This is a genomic window from Flavobacterium sp. RSSB_23 (assembly GCF_051547145.1).
Lineage (GTDB): Bacteria > Bacteroidota > Bacteroidia > Flavobacteriales > Flavobacteriaceae > Flavobacterium.
This window is the reverse complement of the sequence record NZ_JBPTTO010000009.1, coordinates 27,864-47,588: the sequence shown is the minus strand read 5'-3', so window position 1 is coordinate 47,588 and position 19,725 is coordinate 27,864. Positions and strand designations below refer to the sequence as shown.

Here is a 19,725-nt window from a genome sequence, read left to right as displayed (position 1 = left end):
CAAATAGCTGTTCCAAAAAATCTAAAATCTAAAATCTGAAGTCTGCATTCTTTTCTTATCTTTGCGGACTTAAAATTCAGAACATAATGGCCTTATCAGAACAAGAAATAATCCGAAGAGAAAAACTACAAAGCCTACGTAATTTAGGAATTAACCCTTACCCTGCACAACTTTTTCCACTAAATCATACTTCAAAACAAATAAAAGAAAGCTTTGAAGAAGGCAAAAAGGTTATTGTGGCAGGACGTTTAATGAGCGTTAGAGACCAAGGAAAAGCTTGTTTTGCTGAATTACAAGATAGCGAAGGACGTATACAATTGTACGTAAATCGCGATGTTTTATGCCCAGAAGAAGACAAAACACTATACAATCAAGTTTTTAAAAAATTAACCGATTTAGGCGATTTTATTGGTATTGAAGGAGAATTGTTTACTACCAAAGTAGGTGCGCAATGTATTCGTGTAGATGAATTTACCTTTTTGAGCAAAACTTTACGCCCTTTACCATTACCAAAAATCGACGAAGACGGAAAAATTCACGATGCGTTCAACGATGCCGAGTTGCGTTATAGAATGCGTTATGTAGATTTGACCGTAAACCAACACGTTAAAGAAACCTTTATCAAAAGAACAAAATTGTTCACAGCAATGCGAACTTTCTTTAACGACGCTGGGTACTTAGAAGTAGAAACTCCTGTGTTGCAATCCATTCCTGGTGGTGCAGCGGCGAGACCATTTATAACGCACCACAACTCTTTGGATATTCCATTATATATGCGAATTGCCAATGAATTGTATTTGAAAAGACTAATCGTTGGTGGCTTTGATGGTGTGTACGAATTCTCAAAAAATTTCCGTAACGAAGGAATGGACAGAACCCATAATCCTGAATTTACCGCTATGGAAATTTATGTAGCCTACAAAGACTACAACTGGATGATGGAATTTACAGAGCAATTATTGGAATATTGTGCAACGGCTGTAAACGGAACTAGCGAAGTGACTTTTGGCGAACACACTATCAATTTCAAAGCGCCTTATGCTCGTGTGACAATGACCGATGCCATCAAGCATTTTACAGGTTTTGATATTTCTGGAAAAAGTGAAGCCGAATTGTTTGAAGCTGCTAAAGGTATGGGAATTGAAGTGGATGAAACTATGGGTAAAGGAAAATTGATTGACGAAATTTTTGGCGCAAAATGCGAAGGAAATTATATTCAGCCGACTTTCATCACTGATTATCCAAAAGAAATGTCGCCATTGTGTAAAGAACACCGCGACAATCCTGAATTAACAGAACGTTTCGAATTGATGGTTTGCGGAAAAGAAATCGCTAATGCCTACTCAGAATTGAACGACCCAATAGACCAAAGAGAGCGTTTTGAAGACCAAATGCGTTTGGCTGAAAAAGGAGATGATGAGGCGAACGGAACTATTGACGAAGATTTCTTGAGAGCATTAGAATACGGAATGCCACCAACCTCTGGATTAGGAATTGGAATGGACCGTTTGATGATGTTCTTGACTAATAATGCCTCTATTCAGGAAGTGCTTTTGTTCCCACAAATGCGACCAGAAAAGAAAAAAGCAACTATAGAATTAGAAGCTGACGAAAAAGTAATTGTTGCCATTTTACAAGCCAATGACAATCAAATGGAATTTAGTTTACTAAAAATTAAATCCGAATTGAGTGGTAAAAAATGGGACAAAGCGATGAAAAACCTTTCCGCACTTGGAATGACCGAAGTTGTGGTTGATGGTGATGTAAAAGCTTGTCGATTGAAAGAGTAATCTTTTCTTAATCATAAAAACAAACCCGATAATATGACCTATTATCGGGTTTTTAATTTCTATACAAATTACTTTTTTACTACTACTTCTTTAATATGCTTCGAGCGTAGCTTATTGTCTTTTGCATATTTTGCCAATTGTATGCCCGCCTCTTTACTTCTATCCGAGGATAAAACAGTAGCACCATTCGCAATTAATTGGTAATACAATCCATCGCCATTTGCAGCAGCGCTTTTATCAATATTGCCCATAGTTCCTAAAATACAAGCGATTGAACGACTATGCAAATAGGCATATACTTCTGGTTTAGGGTCCGAAGTTCCTACAAAAGCGACCATTTTTTCTGCTTTTACGCCCAAAGCTTCCATACGTTCTACGTCTTCTTTTCCTCTTGCTGAAACAGAAATCATCAAATCAGGAGCCAAACGAGCTACTTCTGCTGCTTGATTGGCATTGTAGGTTATAATTACAGAATACGCTTCTGCCTTATTGCGACGCACTGCATCGATTACTTTTTGCATAGGAACTCCTCGCTTTACATCCAAGGTATAAATTACTTTTCCCTTCCCCCATTGCAATACCTCATCCAAGGTTTCTATTTTGTAGGGAGTTGGGTTGCCTTGAGTATCTTCTAGATAAAATTCTTGCAATTCCTTGTACGTATAATTGCCAATCAATCCCGTTCCTGTCGTGGTTCTATCTAATTTATCATCGTGCATCATAACTAAAACCGAATCTTTGGATAATGCAATATCAGTTTCGATTATTGCTGGATTATACTGAATCGTATTAGCAAAAGTTGGAGTGCAATTTTCAGGAAAACCTACTGTTGGCCCTCCTCTATGCGCGCTTACCAAAGGATAGGATTTTTTAGAATACGTCAAAAACTTTTGCAATTCTTTTCCACTTTTAAATTCCATTCGGTATTCCTTAGTTTGAGCAAAAACTCCATTTAAGGATAGCAAAAACAAAAAAACTAGTATAACATTCTTCTTCATTGTATAGATTTTGAACCAACAAAAATACCTATTCTTATTCGTTGTCGCGGCTCTTTTTTTTAAACTTAATGAAAGAATAACAAAGTAACTTATCAACAATCGACCTCAAAAAACATCTAAAAATACAGCAAAACAAGGCTTCAGGACGGTTAATAAAAGAGCATAAAAAATCTTCAAATATGATAAATATCAGGTCGCTATTTTGCATTTAGACGTAAAATAGTACTACCAAATACAAATTCCACAACTCACATAAACCACTGATTTTAATTTATTTACAATAAAAATAAAATTGGTTTACTATCTCAGAATTAAACTTCTGAAATCTAACTGTTTATTAAAACACTTATTCATTTATAACAACAAACGCAAACTTAAACTTTCAAAAACTATGGAAAAATATGTAATCAAACGAAATGGAGAATACCGACCTTTTGAGGAATTCAAAATCAAAGATGCCATTGAAAAAAGTTTCAACAGTGTTCAATTGGCAATAGACGAGAAAGTAGTAAGCAGTGTTTTCGAACAACTTCATTTAAAAACTACTTGGGCCGTAGAAGAAATTCAGGATTGCATAGAAAAAACCCTTTTTGAAAAACAGTATTTTGATGTGATGCGTTCGTTTATGCTCTTTCGACATACCAGAAAGTTACAACGCGAACACATCAACGGACTCAACGAAGACACCACCTATGTAGACAGCACGCAAACTATTGAAGAATACATTGAACAAACCGATTGGAGAATCAATGCCAATGCCAACACCTCCTACTCCAATGCTGGCTTGGTAAACAACGTAGCTGGAAAAATAATTGCCAACTATTGGCTAGACAAAGTCTACAGCAAACAAGAAGGATATGCGCACCGAAATGGCGATATTCACATACACGATTTGGATTGCCTTACGGGATATTGCGCAGGTTGGAGTTTGAGAGTCCTACTCAACGAAGGATTCAATGGTGTTCGTGGGCGTGTAGAAAGCAGACCGCCCTCACATTTTAGAGAAGCTCTGGGACAAATGGCTAATTTTCTAGGGATACTTCAAAGCGAATGGGCTGGCGCACAAGCTTTCAGCTCCTTCGATACCTATTTGGCGCCTTATGTATTCAAAGACAATTTATCCTTTGATGATGTGCTGAAAGCCGTTCGCAGTTTTGTCTATAACTTAAATGTTCCAGCGCGTTGGGGACAATCGCCTTTTACCAATATTACCTTGGACTGGGTCGTTCCCGAAGATTTGAAAACTCAAATTCCAACCCGAAAAGACATTCATTTCTTTCAAAACATCAACAACGAAGACCTGTTACTTCGTGCTCAAGCGCGTGGAGTAAAAACGTTAACCGAGTTGCGCTATGAACATTTCCAACCCGAAATGAACCTCATCAATAAAGCCTATTATACCGTAATGACCGAAGGTGATGCCAATGGACAACCTTTCACTTTTCCAATTCCTACGGTAAACATCACCGAAGAATTTGACTGGAATGGAGAAAACACCGATTTGTTGTTCGAAAATACCGCCAAAATTGGGTCGTCGTACTTTCAAAATTTTATTGGAAGCCAATACGTTCTTGATGAAAATGGTAACAAAGAAGAAAACCCAAATGCCTACAAACCCAACGCCGTTCGTAGTATGTGCTGTCGCCTCCAACTCGATTTACGCGAATTACTAAAACGCGGTAATGGCCTTTTTGGAAGTGCCGAAATGACCGGAAGCATCGGAGTTGTTACTATCAATATGGCGCGATTGGGCTATTTGTATCAAGGGAATAAAACCGCTCTGCTAGAACAATTAGACCATCTTTTATACCTTTCAAAATCAACTTTAGAGAAAAAAAGAATCTTTATTCAAGAAATGTACGACCGCGGTTTGTACCCTTATACCAAACGTTATTTGTCGCATTTCAGAAATCATTTTTCTACCATTGGTGTCAACGGAATCAACGAAATGATTGTCAATTTCACTCAAAATCAAGACCAAATCACCTCTAGAACCGGAATCGAATTAGCCTCCGAAATTTTGGAACACATCCGAAACCGTATGAAAGAATTCCAAGAAAGCACCGGAAACCTTTATAATCTCGAAGCCACACCAGCCGAAGGAACCACGTATCGCTTTGCCAAAGAAGACAAAAAACGCTTCGCCGACATCTATCAAGCGGGCGAAGGAGACAATATTTATTACACGAATAGTTCTCAAATCCCAGCCGATTTCACCGAAGACCCATTCGAAGCACTTTGCCTACAAGACGAATTGCAATGCAAATACACCGGCGGCACCGTTTTACATCTTTACATGAGCGAAAAAATCAGCTCTTCCGAAGCCTGCAAACAATTTGTCAAAAAAGTAATTTCAAATTTCAAATTGCCCTATATCACCGTGACTCCCGTTTTCAGCGTTTGCCCCGTACACGGCTACCTAAACGGCGAACACGAATACTGCCCAAAATGCGATGAAGCACTAATTCTCGAAAAAGAAAAAGAAGCACAAGCTTCATAAATTTTAGGAGCAGCAACAAAAGGCTTTTTCAGGAAACACCGTCCCGCTCTCCGCTACACCCGAGCAATAGCGAACTGACGAAGTAATCTTTGCTGCCGAACCCCGGCAGCAAAGGATTTTCGCTGCAATCGGGGCTAAAGAGCCACAAAGTACCCTTTTGGAAACATCCAAAAACAACAAACAACAAACAATAAACAATAAATAATAAACAATCTAAAATCCTTAAAACAATGAAAACACATCCCATTCTAGAACAACATCCAGAACGCAGAACCAAATGTTTAGTTTACACCCGTGTAATGGGCTATCACCGTCCCGTAGAAAGCTTCAATATTGGCAAAAAAGGAGAACACAAACAACGCACCCATTTCAATGAATGTAAGTGCTAGCACACCCATTTACAGCATAACGCCGTTTACCTTACTAGATTACCCGCATCAGTCGGCCTGCATTCTTTGGTTTGCGGGCTGCAATATGCGGTGCTTGTATTGCTACAACCCCGAAATAGTTTTAGGAAAAGGAAAACTCACCTTCGAAAACGTCTTGGATTTTCTCCACACCCGAAAAAACCTCCTAGATGCGGTTGTTTTCAGCGGTGGCGAATGCTTATTGCATAAAAACTGCATTGAATTCATTACAACCGTCAAGAAAATGGGATTTCTAGTAAAAATAGACACCAACGGTTCAAAACCCAACGTACTTCAAACCCTAATCCATCAAAAAACAATCGACTATGTTGCCTTAGATTTTAAATCCCTACCCAACACTTTCGAAAAAATCACCCAATCCAATTTGTTCAATGCTTTCAAGCAATCCCTCGAATTGCTGCTCTCACATTCCATTGCTTTTGAAGTGCGCACCACCATCCACTCCGACTTAATTTCCAAAGAAGACCTCACATCAATGATTCACTTTTTGGAACAAAAAGGCTATCAAGGCCAATACTATATTCAGTATTTTGTAAATGAAGCTCCCACCCTAGAAAAAATGGGCTATTCCCACCGCGAATTAGATTCGGAATCCCTTTCCACAGCCAGCATTCAAATAGTGATTCGGAATTAAGTTAATGACTCCTTGCGGGAATGTTTCTTCAACATCAGATTGCTTCCATTTTACAAAACTCAGTTTCCAAAATAAATTATTATCTTTGAGTAGCACAAAAAAACCATTTAATTGCCACAAAAACAATTGTTTAGACAAAATCAATGTATAGATTTTCGCAACCCATTGCTTATTCCATTTTTCATTATAAAACTTGGATAACAAAGATGTAAACTGACAAAAAAAGAGAAGTTATTCGCCAAAGAAAAAATCTTTTAAACCTATAAATTGGTTTTCACATACTTCTCATTTATAGATAGAAAGAGTTTATCCAAAAACAAAACTTCTTTTATCACAACGCTATTTTTGAAACACTTCTAAACCTGACATTTATCATTGGCAGTCCAATAGGATTAAAATACTTTTACACGCCCTTTATAAAATGACATACTAAAAAAAGGTAAAATGGAAAATCTCAAAGCAAAGATACTAGCGCTGAAAAAAGAAAAAAATGCGGTCATTTTGGCGCATTATTATCAAGAACCAGACATACAAGATATTGCTGATTATGTTGGCGATAGCTTGGGTTTGTCACAAGAAGCAACCAAAGTTGATGCACCTATTATTCTTTTTGCGGGTGTTCATTTTATGGCCGAAACAGCCAAAATTCTCAATCCAAATAAGAAAGTAATTCTGCCAGACCTCAATGCAGGATGCTCCTTGGCCGACTCTTGTCCGCCAGACTTGTTTAGAGCATTCAAATCCCAAAATCCCAATCATATCGTGATTACTTATGTGAATTGTTCGGCCGAGATAAAAGCGTTGAGCGATATTGTATGTACTTCTGCTAATGCCTTAAAAATTGTTGAATCAGTTCCAAAAGAAACGCCGATTATCTTTGCTCCAGACAAAAACTTAGGCAAATATATCAGTCAAAAAACAGGACGAGAGCTATTGCTTTGGGACGGCTCCTGTGTGGTTCACGAAGCTTTTTCACTTGACAAGTTAGTTGAATTATACAAACAAAATCCAGATGCCGAAATTATTGCGCATCCAGAATCAGAAACGCATATCCTAAAAACAGCCCATTATATTGGCTCCACTGCTGGAATGATAACGTATGTAAAAAACAGTCCAAACAATAAGTTCATTGTTGCCACCGAAGCAGGTATTTTACACAAAATGCAGCAAGAAGTGCCGCATAAAATCTTGATTCCAGCTCCATCAGAAGAGGACAATACTTGTGCTTGCAGTGAATGTGGCTATATGAAAGTCAATACACTCCAAAAAGTGTACGATTGTTTGCTCAACGAAACCCCCGAAATTATCGTTCCTGAAGACATCAGAGAACGCGCTTTAGTACCTATAGAACGTATGCTTGAACTCTCCAACTAATGACACAAACCAACTATTTAATTATCGGTTCTGGTGTGGCAGGACTAACTTTTGCCCTAAAAATGGCCACTCGCTTTCCAGAAAAAAATATTACAATCGTTACCAAAGCCAATGCTGAAGAATCGAATACAAAATATGCCCAAGGAGGCATTGCTATTGTAACCAACAAAATAGAAGATTCGTACGAAAAACACATTCAGGACACCCTAATTTGCGGCGATGGCTTGTGCGACGAAGCCGTGGTTCGAAAAGTCATCACCGAAGGACCAAAACGCCTTCAAGAATTAATCAATTGGGGCGCACAATTTGATAAAAACGCACAAGGCAATTTCGACTTAGGAAAAGAAGGTGGCCATTCCCAAAGTCGAGTGGTACATCATAAAGACCAAACGGGTTTTGAAATTGAACGCGCTATCTTGCAACAAGTCTATTTAAAAGAAAACATCACGGTTCTTGACCATCATTTTGCTATCGATTTGATTGCAGAAGATAATTGTTGTTTGGGTGTTCAAGTTTTGAATCAAAAAGACAAAACTATTTTTCCTTGTTTTGCTGATTATACCCTGCTGGCCACTGGCGGCATTGGAAATGTATACGGACATACCACCAATCCCATTATTGCGACAGGTGACGGAATCGCAATGGCAAACCGTATTCACGCCACTATCACCGAAATGGAGTTCATTCAATTTCATCCCACCGCTTTATTTCATAATTCCAATGGAACTCAATTTTTGATTTCAGAGGCTGTACGCGGTTTTGGTGCCTATCTACGTACCAAAAGCGGACGCCGTTTTATGGAAGATTATGACGAAAGAAAAGAATTGGCTTCGAGAGATATTATTTCGCAAAGCATCGATTTTGAATTGAAAAAATCAGGAGATGCTTGTGTGTACCTAGATTGTACCCACTTGGATTTGGAAGCGTTTATCGCTCATTTCCCAATGATTTATAAACATTGCAAAAGCATTGGTATCGACATCACAAAAGATTGGATTCCTGTCGTGCCTGCTCAACATTATCTTTGTGGTGGAATTGTAGTCGATGCTAATGGTAAGACTTCCGTAGAGCGCCTTTTCGCTTGTGGTGAATGCTCTAGAACGGGTTTGCACGGAGCCAATAGACTAGCTTCTAACTCCCTACTAGAAGCCTTGGTTTATTCCAATGCGATTTACGATTATCTTTCGGAAAACCCTGACCTAGAAGTAACCAAAACACCCGTTTACTTCAAATCCTACAAAGACCGCTTACCTTTGATTACCAATTCTATTTTGAGTCAAATAAAAAGTGAATTACAACTTTTGATGCGAAGCCACGCAGGAATCGTGAGAAACAATCACGATTTGAAGAAAGCCAAAAAACAGTTAAAACATTGGCTAAAAGAACTTCAAGAACTCGAACAAAATTACCAAGGCAATACCGCTTTTTATGAATTGAAGAATCTGATTACTATAGGAATTCTAATTGTACAGCATTCAATGTTACGAGAGGAAAATCGCGGTGGCTTTTTCAAAATCAAGTACTTAAGACGCTAATTTTTTGTTAACATTAAACCTTTTTCTTTAAATAGCATCTTATCAGTATAAATCAAAAAAACGAAAGTAAGATGAAAAAAGTAATTGTGGCTGCCTTATTGGTAGTAAGCTTGAGCAGTGTCGCACAGCAAAGAAGAGAAAGACCCAATCGTGACGAAATGGAAAAATTGACTCCAGAACAACGTCAGGAGAAACATTTAAACAAATTGACTACGGATTTAAATCTAAATGCCAAACAACAAGAAGAAGTAAAAAAATTGTTGGCAGAGCAAAGCGCAAAAGCAGCTGATTTTAAAGCAAAAAAAGAAGCGAAAAAAGATGAACAATTGTTAGCCTCTGCCAAAGAAAGAAAAGAAATGGCTAAAAAAATGAAAGCCGAAAAAGAAGCAAATGATGCCAAAATGAAGTCGATTTTAACCCCAGAACAATACACAAAATGGGAAAACGACCGTGAAATCAAAAAAGAAAAAATGCTCGAGAAAAGAGAAGAAAGACGAAGACATAAAGGTGATTATTAATAAAAAAAGGGAGTTTCTACAGCAAGAAACTCCCTTTTTTGTTGTGCAACTATTTCTTAAAAAGTCTTCGATACTTTATCAATAGCTTGAATGGTCACATCTAAATCTTCATAAGTCAACGCATCGGTAATAAACCAAGTTTCATAAGCCGATGGAGCAATATAAATTCCTTCTTGCAACAAACCGTGGAAGAATTTTTTAAAGGTTGCATTATCTCCTTTAGCAGCCGATTGAAAATCGACTACAGGCTCTGCGTCAAAATGAACAGAAATCATAGAACCTACTCTATTGATGGTAAAAACCACACCATTTGCAGTAAGTACTTTACGAATTCCTGCTTCTAAATAAGAAGTTTTATCTTCCAATCGTTGAAATACTGTTCTGTCGTTGTTTAATGATTCTAACATTGCCAATCCAGCCGCCATCGCTAACGGATTTCCAGATAAGGTTCCAGCTTGATACACGGGGCCTAGTGGCGCTAGATAATTCATAATTTCTTCACGAGCAGCAAAAGCACCAACTGGCAATCCGCCACCAATTACTTTTCCAAAACAAACGATATCCGCTTGAATGCCATATAATTCTTGAACACCACCTGCTGCCAAACGGAAGCCTGTCATTACCTCATCAAAAATCAATAAAATTCCGTTAGCCGAACACAACTCGCGTAAGCCCTCTAGGAATCCGTTGAGTGGTGGTACGCAACCCATATTTCCCGCTACGGGCTCTACAATAATGGCTGCAATTTCATTTGGATTAGCAGCAATCAAAGCGCTAACATTTTCTAAATCATTGTAACGAGCCAGCAAAGTATCTTTTGCAGTTCCTTCGGTTACACCTGGACTATTCGGTACTCCAAAAGTACTTAAGCCACTACCTGCTGCAATCAAAAACGAATCGGAATGACCGTGATAGCAACCTGCAAACTTGATGATTTTATCTCTTTTGGTAAAGCCACGCGCCAAACGAATGGCACTCATACAAGCTTCTGTCCCCGAATTTACAAAACGAATTTTATCGATATTCGGTACCATCGAAACTGCCAAAGCAGCAATTTTAGTTTCTAACTCTGTAGGCATTCCAAAAGAAGTTCCTAATTTGGCACGCTCAGTTACAGCCTCCACAACGGGTTCGTAGGCGTGACCCAAAATCATTGGTCCCCAAGAATTAATGTAATCAATCAATCGGTTGCCATCTTCATCATATAAATACGCTCCTTGCGCTCTTTGTACAAAAATCGGAGTGCCACCTACTGCTTTAAAAGCTCGTACTGGTGAATTTACACCTCCTGGAATTACTTTTTCCGCTTCAGCAAAAAGCTGACTGCTTCTTTGGTATATCATATTTTTACTATTTATAAAGTATTTTTAATTCTAAAATATCAACGTTTATCTTACTTCACAATCAATTTTTGTCCAATCGAAATGGCGTTATCTGTTAAGTTGTTTTTGCGTTGTAAATCTTCGACTAAAACATTGAATTTTTTGGAAATGGAATATAACGTATCGCCTTTTTGGACTTCATACAATGTTCCATCAGCGTTTACCCCTTGGTTGTCTACTCGATTCGAAACGGGAGCATTCACCACACTTTTCCCCAAAACCTGACTATCGTACTGATGTAAATCATAGCGTTCAATATAGGCTATCAGTTTTTCAGGATACAGCGGGTCGGTGGCGTATCCAGCGGCTCGCAATCCCATAGCCCAAGCCACATAATCTCCTTTTGCCAATGAAAAAAGAGAGGCATATCGCTTTTTGGTTGTCAAAAATTTAGAGTGGTCTTTATAAGAACCCGCTGGGTCTTCGTACTTTCGGAAACATTCTTTTTCTGAATCATCATCTTGATGCACAAATTCTCCTTCCCAATCATTATGACATTTGATACCAAAATGATTGTTGGAATTGACTGCCAAACTGCTTTTCCCAGCACCTGATTCTAAGATTCCTTGTGCCAAAATTATACTCGCAGGAATACCGAAATTTTTCATATTGCTCATCGCAATTCCTTTGTATTGTTCTATGTATTGATTGACCACCTCTAATCTTTTAGTGGCAACACCATTAGCAGATGGCGTCTTAGTATAAACGATTGTTTTCTTAGTAGGAGTTGTGCTTTTTTTATAGGTTTGAGTAACCGGTTTAGTACTGTTACAGCTTACCAAAAACAGCAATACCATCAGGCAGAAAATTTGTTTTATCATAGTACTATAATCGGTTTGTTTTGGTTTCTTAATTTGGCATTCATCCCCGCAATTCCTTGGAGTCCACCCGTGTGAATCATCAGAATTTTAGAATTTGGTGGAAAATAGTTGCGCTGTATTAAATCCATAACGCCAAAAACCATTTTTCCAGTATAAATTGGGTCTAACGGAATACCCGTTTGCGCATAAAACCAATTCATCCATTCGATAAATTCGGTGGTTACTTTGCCATAACCTCCAAAATGATAGTCGGTTTGGAGCTCCCAATTTTTATTTTGGACAAAATTACGAATTTCATCTTGTAAAAAATCTCCTTTTAACGCTGGAAATCCCAAAACTTTTTGATGCGGCAAAGCACTGTTAATGAGTCCCGAAATGGTTCCTCCCGTTCCAACTGCGCTACAAACAAAATCAAAATCGGCATCGAGCTCCGTTAGAATTTCTTCACAGCCTTTGACGGCCAAATCGTTCGTGCCACCTTCGGGAACTAGATAAAAAGACCCGAATTGTGCTTTCAGTTGCTCAATAAAAGCAGTCTCTGTTTTATGACGATAGGCTTCACGGGTGACAAATTCAAAACGCATTCCGCATTCTTGGGCAAAAGACAAAGTAGGATTTTCCGAAATTTTATCGCGCAATTCATCCCCTCGAATCACACCGATAGTTTCAAAACCTTGCTCTTTTCCAGCATAGGCAACAGCAGCAATATGATTGGAAAAAGCGCCCCCAAAAGTGAGTAACACCGAATGATTTTCGGCTTTGGCTTGGAGTACATTGTATTTTAGTTTTCGGAATTTATTGCCTGAGACAAAAGGATGAAGTAAATCTTCCCTTTTTATTTCAAGAGTAATTCCATTGGGCAAGTCGTAGGTTATTTTTTGATTCAAAGTGTATAGATTTTATAAAATTAACCGCAAGGTTAGCAAAGATTTACGCAAAGTTCACTAAGCTTTGCGGTCATTGCGCTTTCTTTGCGAACCTTGCGGTTAAATAGGCTTTTAATTTCTTTTTGTGTGCAGATAGTTTAAAAAACTAAAATATTTTCTCGTTTCAAGATAACTCAAATTGGATTCGTTGGCATAAGCTTCACGTTCAAAACTAAGGTTGCGATACGCTACATTTTTATCTTGATAGTAACACCAACGGATTAAAAACTCTAGGCTGTACCAAAGAAAAAAAGGCACAATCAGCAATTCGAGTTGTTGTCGCAAATGTATTTTTTCGTGATTGAGAAAAATGAGATTCTCCTTGTATCCTGCTTTTTTAACTAGCACAAACGGAAAAGCAGCGAGACCGCTATATCCTTTTGGAATTAAATATTTAGCAACAATAAGAATCATTTCGCTTTAAAATTTATAGATTTGCAACTGTTGCAGCCTTTTATTTAAGGAAAACACCATTCGTTCTAGTTGTACGAACATCCCAAAAAACAAGTCGCTTATGTTAGAGCAAAGTAATGAAAATAAATTAATCGAGGGTGAAGATTTTTACTTTACTCCCGAAGGCTATAAATGTTTTACCGAAAAGCATCACCTAAAAAGAGGGTATTGCTGCAAAAGCGGTTGCCGCCATTGTCCGTATGGCTTTGATAAGAAAACGGGAGGGTTTAAGAAGACAAACAGAGGTTAGAGGTTAGAAAATTGAAGGCAGATTGAAGAAGGCAGAAGGTAGAAAGCAGAATTTAGATTGAAGAAACCAGAAATATAAAAGACAAAAGATTCGCGATTTAAATGCAGCTACTACTCCCCTCTTGAAATCGAAGATTCAACGACTCCAAAAAATAAAAAAGGGAGTTATAGGGGTCGGGGGTGTGTAACACTAGCGTAAAAATTACAAATCAAATGGCTGAAAGCAGATTGTAACAATAGCCTTGTTGAATTTATTACACTTAAAATACAAAAACTCATAGAAATGGATGTCCTTTCTTTACAATACAGAATTAAAATATACAAGTCCTACCACCGGTCGGATATTAGGTATCCTTAGTCGGTTTTGAACTAACTAAAGAGAGACGATAACTACCCAAGAGATTTTGAAAGCGAAAAGTCCTTGGTCTACGGGTCGCGAGAGGGATAGGAACTGGCTACCGAAGTAGCGTGGATAGCCCGACCGCAATACCACAAGTGGCCGTATCACGACAACACTGCATTGGCCACTTGGGGTATTGCGGTCTCGCCCAAATCTTACTAAAAAGTATCGCTATTATTTTATTTTCGATTGTAAAAACAAAAAAAAGATGACATTTAAAGAACAAATCCAACAAGGAATTCCAGATATTTTACCACAACCCAAGCCGTATGATGCTGCTATAAATCACGCGCCAAAACGTAAAGAGATTTTAACGGCAGAAGAGAAAAAATTGGCGTTGCGCAATGCGTTGCGTTATTTTGACCCGAAACATCATTCGGAATTAGTCCCTGAATTCTCGGAAGAATTAGAACAATACGGGCGCATTTATATGTACCGTTTTCGCCCTGATTACAAAATGTACGCACGTCCGATTGACGAATATCCGGGGAAAAGCGAGCAAGCGAAAGCCATTATGTTGATGATTCAAAACAATTTGGATTATGCCGTGGCGCAGCATCCGCACGAGTTGATTACGTATGGCGGAAATGGCGCGGTGTTTCAAAATTGGGCACAATACCTTTTGACGATGCAATACTTGTCGGAAATGACCGATGAGCAAACGTTGACGATGTATTCTGGCCACCCGATGGGATTGTTTCCGTCGCACAAAGAGGCGCCAAGAGTGGTGGTGACTAACGGGATGGTGATTCCGAATTATTCGGCACCAGACGATTGGGAAAAAATGAATGCCTTGGGCGTTTCGCAATACGGACAAATGACGGCTGGAAGTTATATGTACATTGGTCCACAAGGCATTGTGCACGGAACGACAATCACGGTTTTGAATGGTTTTAGAAAAATTAAAAAGAATCCAAAAGGTGGTTTATTTGTGACTTCTGGATTGGGTGGAATGAGTGGCGCGCAACCCAAAGCGGGAAATATTGCGGGTTGTATTACCGTTTGCGCCGAAGTAAATCCGAAAATTACCCATATTCGTCACAGCCAAGGTTGGATTAATGAAGTGATTGAAGATTTAGACGCTTTAGTGCAACGTGTTGCCTTGGCAAAAACCAATAACGAAACCGTTTCTATTGCGTATTTAGGTAATATCGTAGACGTTTGGGAACGTTTTGACCAAGAAAATATGCATATCGATTTGGGTTCTGACCAAACTTCTTTGCATAATCCGTGGGCTGGCGGGTATTATCCAGCAGGTATTTCGTTTGAAGAAGCCAATGAAATGATGGCCAACCAACCGGACCTTTTTAAAGAAAAAGTCCAAGAAACTTTGCGTCGTCACGCAGCGGCTATCAACAAACATACGGCAAAAGGCACCTATTTCTTTGATTACGGTAACGCCTTTTTGCTAGAAGCGTCAAGAGCGGGAGCCGATGTGATGGCTGAAAATCCAGCGCTTGGTAGAGAGTTCAAATATCCTTCGTACGTTCAAGATATTATGGGACCAATGTGTTTTGATTATGGATTTGGCCCTTTCCGTTGGGTATGTACTTCCGGAAAACCAGAAGACTTAGCCAAAACCGATGCTATTGCTTGTGCCGTTTTAGAAAAAATGATTAAAACCTCTCCTGAAGAAATTCAGCAACAAATGCAGGACAACATTCAGTGGATTAAAGGCGCGCAAGAAAATAAATTAGTGGTAGGTTCACAAGCGCGAATTTTATACGCTGATGCCGAAGGACGCACTAAAATTGCCGAAGCGTTTAACCAAGCGATTGCCAAAGGCGAAATTGGATATGTGGTTTTAGGTCGGGACCATCACGATGTTTCAGGAACCGATTCGCCTTATCGAGAAACGTCAAATATTTATGATGGTTCAAGATTTACCGCTGATATGGCCATTCATAATGTAATTGGTGATAGTTTCCGTGGCGCTACTTGGGTGTCTATCCACAACGGCGGCGGTGTGGGCTGGGGAGAAGTTATCAATGGTGGCTTTGGTATGGTTCTTGATGGTTCCAAAGAAGCTTCTAAACGTTTGGCATCAATGTTGTTTTGGGATGTCAACAACGGAATTTCTCGCAGAAGCTGGGCGCGTAACGAAGGAGCGATTTTTGCCATCAAACGCGCTATGGAAGTAGAACCTTTACTAAAAGTGACGCTTCCGAATGCTGTTGAAGACCATTTGCTATAACACAGGATTTCCTTTGAAATCTTAATAACAAATCCGTTTTTTGAAAGGTACTGGTGGTTTTAAACTAACATTTTGATAGTTATAATCTAATGTTAAAAAAACTATCTTGAACTCAAAATAGATTATTTTGCAGTAGAAAGCGAGAATCATAATTGATAATAACTTAAACAATATCCATATGAAACCTATATCATTATTTGCCTTAGTGCTAGTTGTTTTTTTTAGTTCTTGTAGTTCGGTTAGAGTGTATTCGGATTACGACAAAAATGTAGATTTTTCTCCTTACAAAACCTATGCGTATTATAAAGCGGGTATTGACAAAGTAGAGATTTCTGATTTGGACAAAAAACGTATTTTGAGAGCCATTGACCAACAAATGGCAGCCAAAGGATTTACCAAAAGCGAAACACCTGATTTGTTAATCAATATTTTTACCAAATCAAGAGAGCAAGTTAGCGTAAACCAATTCAACGCTGGTTGGGGTTACGGCTGGGGCTGGGGTTGGAATCCTTGGATGATGGGCGGTAACCAAACCACCGTTTCTACCTCTACCGAAGGCACCTTGTTTATCGACCTCATCGACGCCAAAAAGAAAGAAATGATTTGGCAAGGTGAAGGTGTTGGAACCTTAACTAAAAACGCGGACAAAAAAGACGAAGTAGTAGCTGAATTTGTTGGAAAAATTTTAGCACAATATCCGCCAGTGAAAAAATAAATCGTGGTGAATGCCTTATTTGTTTATATTTGCGGTATCCCATTTTTATATGAAAAACAATAACACAATTATTAGCAGCATTTCAATTATCATTCGATGAGAATGTGAGGCGCTGTATAGTATTAACAATAACAATATAGAACCTCCCAATTGGGAGGTTCTTTTTTTAGATATGACACAAAACACTAGTATTATTATTAACATCATTATTATTCGTCTTTGTTGACGAGTTAGGATGTTATGCATAACTATGAAACCTTTCTCGTCACTTGAGAAAGGTTTTTTTTTGAATAAAAATGAACCACAATTACAATGAAAGAAAAAATAACCCTTACGCTGTTTTGCGAAAAAGAAGCCACGCTAATCAGTAAAATTGCCTTGATATTCACTCGCAAAAAACTGCAAATCGACCATTTTTTGGTTGACTTTTGTGAAGACACTTCACTATACAAAATCAGCATTGGCTATTGGGATGACGAAACGAATAGCAAAACCATAGTGGCTATTTTGGAACGAATTATCGAGATTTTTTGTTGTTACACCCAAAATCAAAAGGAACTAGAAACTCATCAAATCTTACTTTTTAAAATCCCGATAATTCATAAAAAACAAATTACACGCTTTCCTATTTCTTACTTATTTCAAGAAAAGGAGCACTGGATTTGCTGTGGCAAAATAGCCAATGAGCACTTTTACACCTTACAAAACACCCTAACACAATCAACATTACAATTCAATTAAAATAAATAAAATGAACTTATTTCAATCCATACAACAAGCGCAACAAGAATTAGCCAATGTAGTTCCCGCTACTCCTTTAACAGAGAATTTCAATCTTTCAGAAGAATTTGGGGCTACTGTTTTACTTAAAAGAGAAGACCTTCAAGTTGTGCGTTCTTATAAAATCAGAGGCGCTTACAACAAAATGAAATCCTTAACCGAAAGCGAAAAAACAAACGGTATAGTGTGCGCCAGTGCTGGCAATCACGCACAAGGCGTGGTGTATTCTTGTCATCTTTTACAAATACAAGGCAAAATCTATATGCCCAAAACCACGCCCAATCAAAAAGTAAAGCAAGTACAACTCTTTGGCAAAAAATGGGTCGAAATTGTATTGACAGGAGATACTTTTGACGATGCCTATGCCAAAGCAATTGCCGACGCCAAGGACAACCAAAAAGCATTCATCCATCCTTTTGATGATGAAAAAGTCATTGCGGGTCAAGGTACCGTAGGACTCGAAATTGTCGAACAATACCAACAACCCATTGATTATGTATTCGTTCCAATTGGCGGTGGCGGATTAGCCTCTGGCCTATCCACGGTTTTTAAACACCTTAGCCCAAATACCAAAATTATTGGCGTTGAACCACAAGGTGCTCCTTCAATGAAAACATCGATTGCTAATCGAGCCAATACACCTTTAGACACTATAGACAAGTTTGTAGACGGCGCGGCAGTAAAACAAGTGGGCAACCAAACGTTTGCCATTTGCCAAAAAAACCTAGACGATATCATTCTAGTTCCTGAAGGTAAAGTTTGCACTACTATTCTGCGTTTGTACAACGAAGAAGCAATGGTGGTAGAACCCGCAGGTGCTTTGACCATCGCGGCCTTGGATTTTTACAAAGACCAAATCAAAGGAAAAACTGTGGTTTGTGTGGTAAGCGGCAGCAACAACGACATAGAGCGCACCGCCGAAATCAAGGAACGTTCCTTATTATATGAAGGATTGATGCATTATTTTATGATACAATTTCCGCAACGTCCCGGAGCACTCAAAGAATTTGTTAATGCCATTTTAGGACCAGACGATGACATCACCTACTTCCAATTTGCAAAAAAGAACAGTCGAGAAGTTGGCTCTGTGGTAGTAGGTTTAGAAGTGAAAAATCCAAACGACATTTTATCCATCAAAGACAATATGAAAAAAATGGGGTTTGTATACCAATACCTCAACGAAAAACAAGATTTATTCACACAATTAATTGGTTAAAAGAAACTAAAAAACAAAATCATTTTCCAGCAAAAAAGTACCTTTGAAACTAAATTTTAAAACTGTTATGACACCCACTCAAGACATACAAAACTTAGACGACATCAAAAAAATGGTCGATACGTTTTATACCAATGTGCGTCAAGACGAGGCAATCGGTCCCGTTTTCAACGAAAAAATAGGTGAACGTTGGCCAGAACATCTCGAAAAAATGTACCGCTTTTGGCAAACCATTTTGCTCGAAGTGCACACCTATTCCGGAAGTCCGTTTCCGCCGCACAAACAATTACCCGTAGACAAAACCCATTTCGACCGCTGGATGGCGATTTTCACCACCACTATCGACAGTTTGTTTGCTGGCCCACTCGCCGAAGAAGCTAAGCTAAGAGCCAAAAATATGGCCGAAATGTTCAACTATAAGATAGAGTATTTTAGGAAAGCCGAAAGAGAGCAATTGAAATAAAAGATAACTATCTGACAATGACAAACGGACAAAACGGATTCTAACAGCAAAAAATCCTTTTAAATCTGTGCCATCCGCGTGCAATTTTCAAAAGGAGTATAGCCAATACATAAAAATAGCTTTAAAATCAGGAGCGAAACAAAAGGCATTATCAGCCAGTATGGGTTCCCGCCATCCGCTCTAATCTTTGGTGCCGAACCCCGGCACCAAAGGATTTCCACTACTGTCGGGGCTAAAGGACTTTCAATGGGATAGTTTTTAAAAAGTAAACCATTGTTAAAATCCTATAAAAACACTTGGTTTACTAAAAATACCCAATAAAAACCTGTAAATAATCATTCGAAATTGT

At 38.6% G+C, this 19,725-nt stretch carries 18 protein-coding genes; 13 read left to right on the top strand and 5 right to left on the bottom strand.

Translation table 11 applies throughout. From position 1 onward, the window contains the following. Positions 1-86: 86 nt before the first annotated feature. Complete coding sequence (lysS, locus tag ACSVH9_RS13255; protein ID WP_438064131.1) at positions 87-1,790, top strand: lysine--tRNA ligase; 1,704 nt, start codon at positions 87-89, stop codon at positions 1,788-1,790. 68 nt (positions 1,791-1,858) lie between these two features. On the opposite strand, the gene ACSVH9_RS13250 is transcribed toward lysS, so the two are convergent. Further along, positions 1,859-2,788 (bottom strand): glycerophosphodiester phosphodiesterase family protein, encoded by a 930-nt coding sequence (locus tag ACSVH9_RS13250; RefSeq protein WP_438064130.1) that lies wholly within the window; start codon positions 2,786-2,788, stop codon positions 1,859-1,861. A gap of 391 nt (positions 2,789-3,179) precedes the next feature. On the opposite strand from ACSVH9_RS13250, the gene ACSVH9_RS13245 reads away from it, so the two are divergent. The 6 genes from ACSVH9_RS13245 (at position 3,180) to ACSVH9_RS13220 (ending at position 9,777) form a co-directional block, all read left to right on the top strand. Continuing rightward, positions 3,180-5,288 (top strand): ribonucleoside triphosphate reductase, encoded by a 2,109-nt coding sequence (locus ACSVH9_RS13245; RefSeq protein ID WP_438064129.1) that lies wholly within the window; start codon positions 3,180-3,182, stop codon positions 5,286-5,288. 230 nt (positions 5,289-5,518) lie between these two features. Continuing rightward, a complete protein-coding gene (gene nrdD / locus ACSVH9_RS13240) occupies positions 5,519-5,677 on the top strand; it encodes an anaerobic ribonucleoside-triphosphate reductase (RefSeq protein WP_157490620.1) in 159 nt (52 codons plus the stop codon). Further along, the gene (locus ACSVH9_RS13235) at positions 5,661-6,350 is read left to right on the top strand and encodes an anaerobic ribonucleoside-triphosphate reductase activating protein (RefSeq protein WP_438064128.1); all 690 of its coding nucleotides are present in this window, start codon (positions 5,661-5,663) and stop codon (positions 6,348-6,350) included. Before nrdD ends, ACSVH9_RS13235 begins: the two co-directional genes overlap by 17 nt. A gap of 444 nt (positions 6,351-6,794) precedes the next feature. After that, positions 6,795-7,724, top strand: coding sequence for a quinolinate synthase NadA (gene nadA / locus ACSVH9_RS13230; RefSeq protein ID WP_438064127.1), 930 nt, complete (start codon positions 6,795-6,797; stop codon positions 7,722-7,724). Further along, the gene (gene nadB, locus ACSVH9_RS13225; protein WP_438064126.1) at positions 7,724-9,259 is read left to right on the top strand and encodes an L-aspartate oxidase; all 1,536 of its coding nucleotides are present in this window, start codon (positions 7,724-7,726) and stop codon (positions 9,257-9,259) included. Before nadA ends, nadB begins: the two co-directional genes overlap by 1 nt. A gap of 71 nt (positions 9,260-9,330) precedes the next feature. Continuing rightward, positions 9,331-9,777 (top strand): hypothetical protein, encoded by a 447-nt coding sequence (locus ACSVH9_RS13220; RefSeq protein ID WP_438064125.1) that lies wholly within the window; start codon positions 9,331-9,333, stop codon positions 9,775-9,777. Positions 9,778-9,833: 56 nt separating this feature from the next. Here ACSVH9_RS13220 and hemL read toward each other — a convergent pair whose 3' ends face one another. From hemL to ACSVH9_RS13200, 4 genes are all read right to left on the bottom strand, one after another. Continuing rightward, positions 9,834-11,120 carry a glutamate-1-semialdehyde 2,1-aminomutase gene (gene hemL, locus ACSVH9_RS13215; RefSeq protein ID WP_438064124.1) on the bottom strand — a complete coding sequence of 429 codons (1,287 nt, stop codon included), beginning with the start codon at positions 11,118-11,120 and terminating at the stop codon, positions 9,834-9,836. Positions 11,121-11,170: 50 nt separating this feature from the next. Further along, a complete protein-coding gene (locus tag ACSVH9_RS13210) occupies positions 11,171-11,980 on the bottom strand; it encodes a glucosaminidase domain-containing protein (RefSeq protein WP_438064123.1) in 810 nt (269 codons plus the stop codon). Further along, complete coding sequence (locus tag ACSVH9_RS13205; RefSeq protein WP_438064122.1) at positions 11,977-12,867, bottom strand: 1-aminocyclopropane-1-carboxylate deaminase/D-cysteine desulfhydrase; 891 nt, start codon at positions 12,865-12,867, stop codon at positions 11,977-11,979. The genes ACSVH9_RS13210 and ACSVH9_RS13205 overlap by 4 nt, the downstream gene beginning before the upstream one ends. Positions 12,868-12,978: 111 nt before the next feature. Then, positions 12,979-13,320 carry a hypothetical protein gene (locus ACSVH9_RS13200; protein ID WP_438064121.1) on the bottom strand — a complete coding sequence of 114 codons (342 nt, stop codon included), beginning with the start codon at positions 13,318-13,320 and terminating at the stop codon, positions 12,979-12,981. 100 nt (positions 13,321-13,420) lie between these two features. Between ACSVH9_RS13200 and ACSVH9_RS13195 the strand changes: the two genes are divergently transcribed. The 6 genes from ACSVH9_RS13195 to ACSVH9_RS13170 all read left to right on the top strand — a co-directional run bounded on the left by ACSVH9_RS13195 (position 13,421) and on the right by ACSVH9_RS13170 (position 19,376). After that, a complete protein-coding gene (locus ACSVH9_RS13195; RefSeq protein WP_438064120.1) occupies positions 13,421-13,609 on the top strand; it encodes a DUF5522 domain-containing protein in 189 nt (62 codons plus the stop codon). A gap of 607 nt (positions 13,610-14,216) precedes the next feature. Continuing rightward, positions 14,217-16,202: a urocanate hydratase gene (locus ACSVH9_RS13190; protein ID WP_438064119.1), complete on the top strand. Its 1,986-nt coding sequence runs from the start codon at positions 14,217-14,219 to the stop codon at positions 16,200-16,202. A gap of 178 nt (positions 16,203-16,380) precedes the next feature. Continuing rightward, on the top strand, positions 16,381-16,917 hold the full coding sequence (locus ACSVH9_RS13185; protein WP_438064118.1) for a DUF4136 domain-containing protein: 537 nt from the start codon (positions 16,381-16,383) through the stop codon (positions 16,915-16,917). Between the two features lie 312 nt (positions 16,918-17,229). Beyond that, complete coding sequence (locus ACSVH9_RS13180; protein WP_438064117.1) at positions 17,230-17,658, top strand: hypothetical protein; 429 nt, start codon at positions 17,230-17,232, stop codon at positions 17,656-17,658. Between the two features lie 10 nt (positions 17,659-17,668). Beyond that, positions 17,669-18,913, top strand: coding sequence for a threonine ammonia-lyase IlvA (gene ilvA / locus ACSVH9_RS13175; RefSeq protein ID WP_438064116.1), 1,245 nt, complete (start codon positions 17,669-17,671; stop codon positions 18,911-18,913). Positions 18,914-18,980: 67 nt separating this feature from the next. Further along, on the top strand, positions 18,981-19,376 hold the full coding sequence (locus ACSVH9_RS13170; RefSeq protein ID WP_438064115.1) for a group III truncated hemoglobin: 396 nt from the start codon (positions 18,981-18,983) through the stop codon (positions 19,374-19,376). Positions 19,377-19,725: the final 349 nt, after the last annotated feature.

Excerpts from the sequence above, each read along its gene's own strand:
- lysS (WP_438064131.1), top strand. The coding sequence starts at position 87 with ATGGCCTTATCAGAACAAGAAATAATCCGAAGAGAAAAACTACAAAGC.
- ACSVH9_RS13250 (WP_438064130.1), bottom strand. The coding sequence starts at position 2,788 with ATGAAGAAGAATGTTATACTAGTTTTTTTGTTTTTGCTATCCTTAAAT.
- ACSVH9_RS13245 (WP_438064129.1), top strand. The coding sequence starts at position 3,180 with ATGGAAAAATATGTAATCAAACGAAATGGAGAATACCGACCTTTTGAG.
- nrdD (WP_157490620.1), top strand. The coding sequence starts at position 5,519 with ATGAAAACACATCCCATTCTAGAACAACATCCAGAACGCAGAACCAAA.
- ACSVH9_RS13235 (WP_438064128.1), top strand. The coding sequence starts at position 5,661 with ATGAATGTAAGTGCTAGCACACCCATTTACAGCATAACGCCGTTTACC.
- nadA (WP_438064127.1), top strand. The coding sequence starts at position 6,795 with ATGGAAAATCTCAAAGCAAAGATACTAGCGCTGAAAAAAGAAAAAAAT.
- nadB (WP_438064126.1), top strand. The coding sequence starts at position 7,724 with ATGACACAAACCAACTATTTAATTATCGGTTCTGGTGTGGCAGGACTA.
- ACSVH9_RS13220 (WP_438064125.1), top strand. The coding sequence starts at position 9,331 with ATGAAAAAAGTAATTGTGGCTGCCTTATTGGTAGTAAGCTTGAGCAGT.
- hemL (WP_438064124.1), bottom strand. The coding sequence starts at position 11,120 with ATGATATACCAAAGAAGCAGTCAGCTTTTTGCTGAAGCGGAAAAAGTA.
- ACSVH9_RS13210 (WP_438064123.1), bottom strand. The coding sequence starts at position 11,980 with ATGATAAAACAAATTTTCTGCCTGATGGTATTGCTGTTTTTGGTAAGC.
- ACSVH9_RS13200 (WP_438064121.1), bottom strand. The coding sequence starts at position 13,320 with ATGATTCTTATTGTTGCTAAATATTTAATTCCAAAAGGATATAGCGGT.
- ACSVH9_RS13195 (WP_438064120.1), top strand. The coding sequence starts at position 13,421 with ATGTTAGAGCAAAGTAATGAAAATAAATTAATCGAGGGTGAAGATTTT.
- ACSVH9_RS13190 (WP_438064119.1), top strand. The coding sequence starts at position 14,217 with ATGACATTTAAAGAACAAATCCAACAAGGAATTCCAGATATTTTACCA.
- ACSVH9_RS13185 (WP_438064118.1), top strand. The coding sequence starts at position 16,381 with ATGAAACCTATATCATTATTTGCCTTAGTGCTAGTTGTTTTTTTTAGT.
- ACSVH9_RS13180 (WP_438064117.1), top strand. The coding sequence starts at position 17,230 with ATGAAAGAAAAAATAACCCTTACGCTGTTTTGCGAAAAAGAAGCCACG.
- ilvA (WP_438064116.1), top strand. The coding sequence starts at position 17,669 with ATGAACTTATTTCAATCCATACAACAAGCGCAACAAGAATTAGCCAAT.
- ACSVH9_RS13170 (WP_438064115.1), top strand. The coding sequence starts at position 18,981 with ATGACACCCACTCAAGACATACAAAACTTAGACGACATCAAAAAAATG.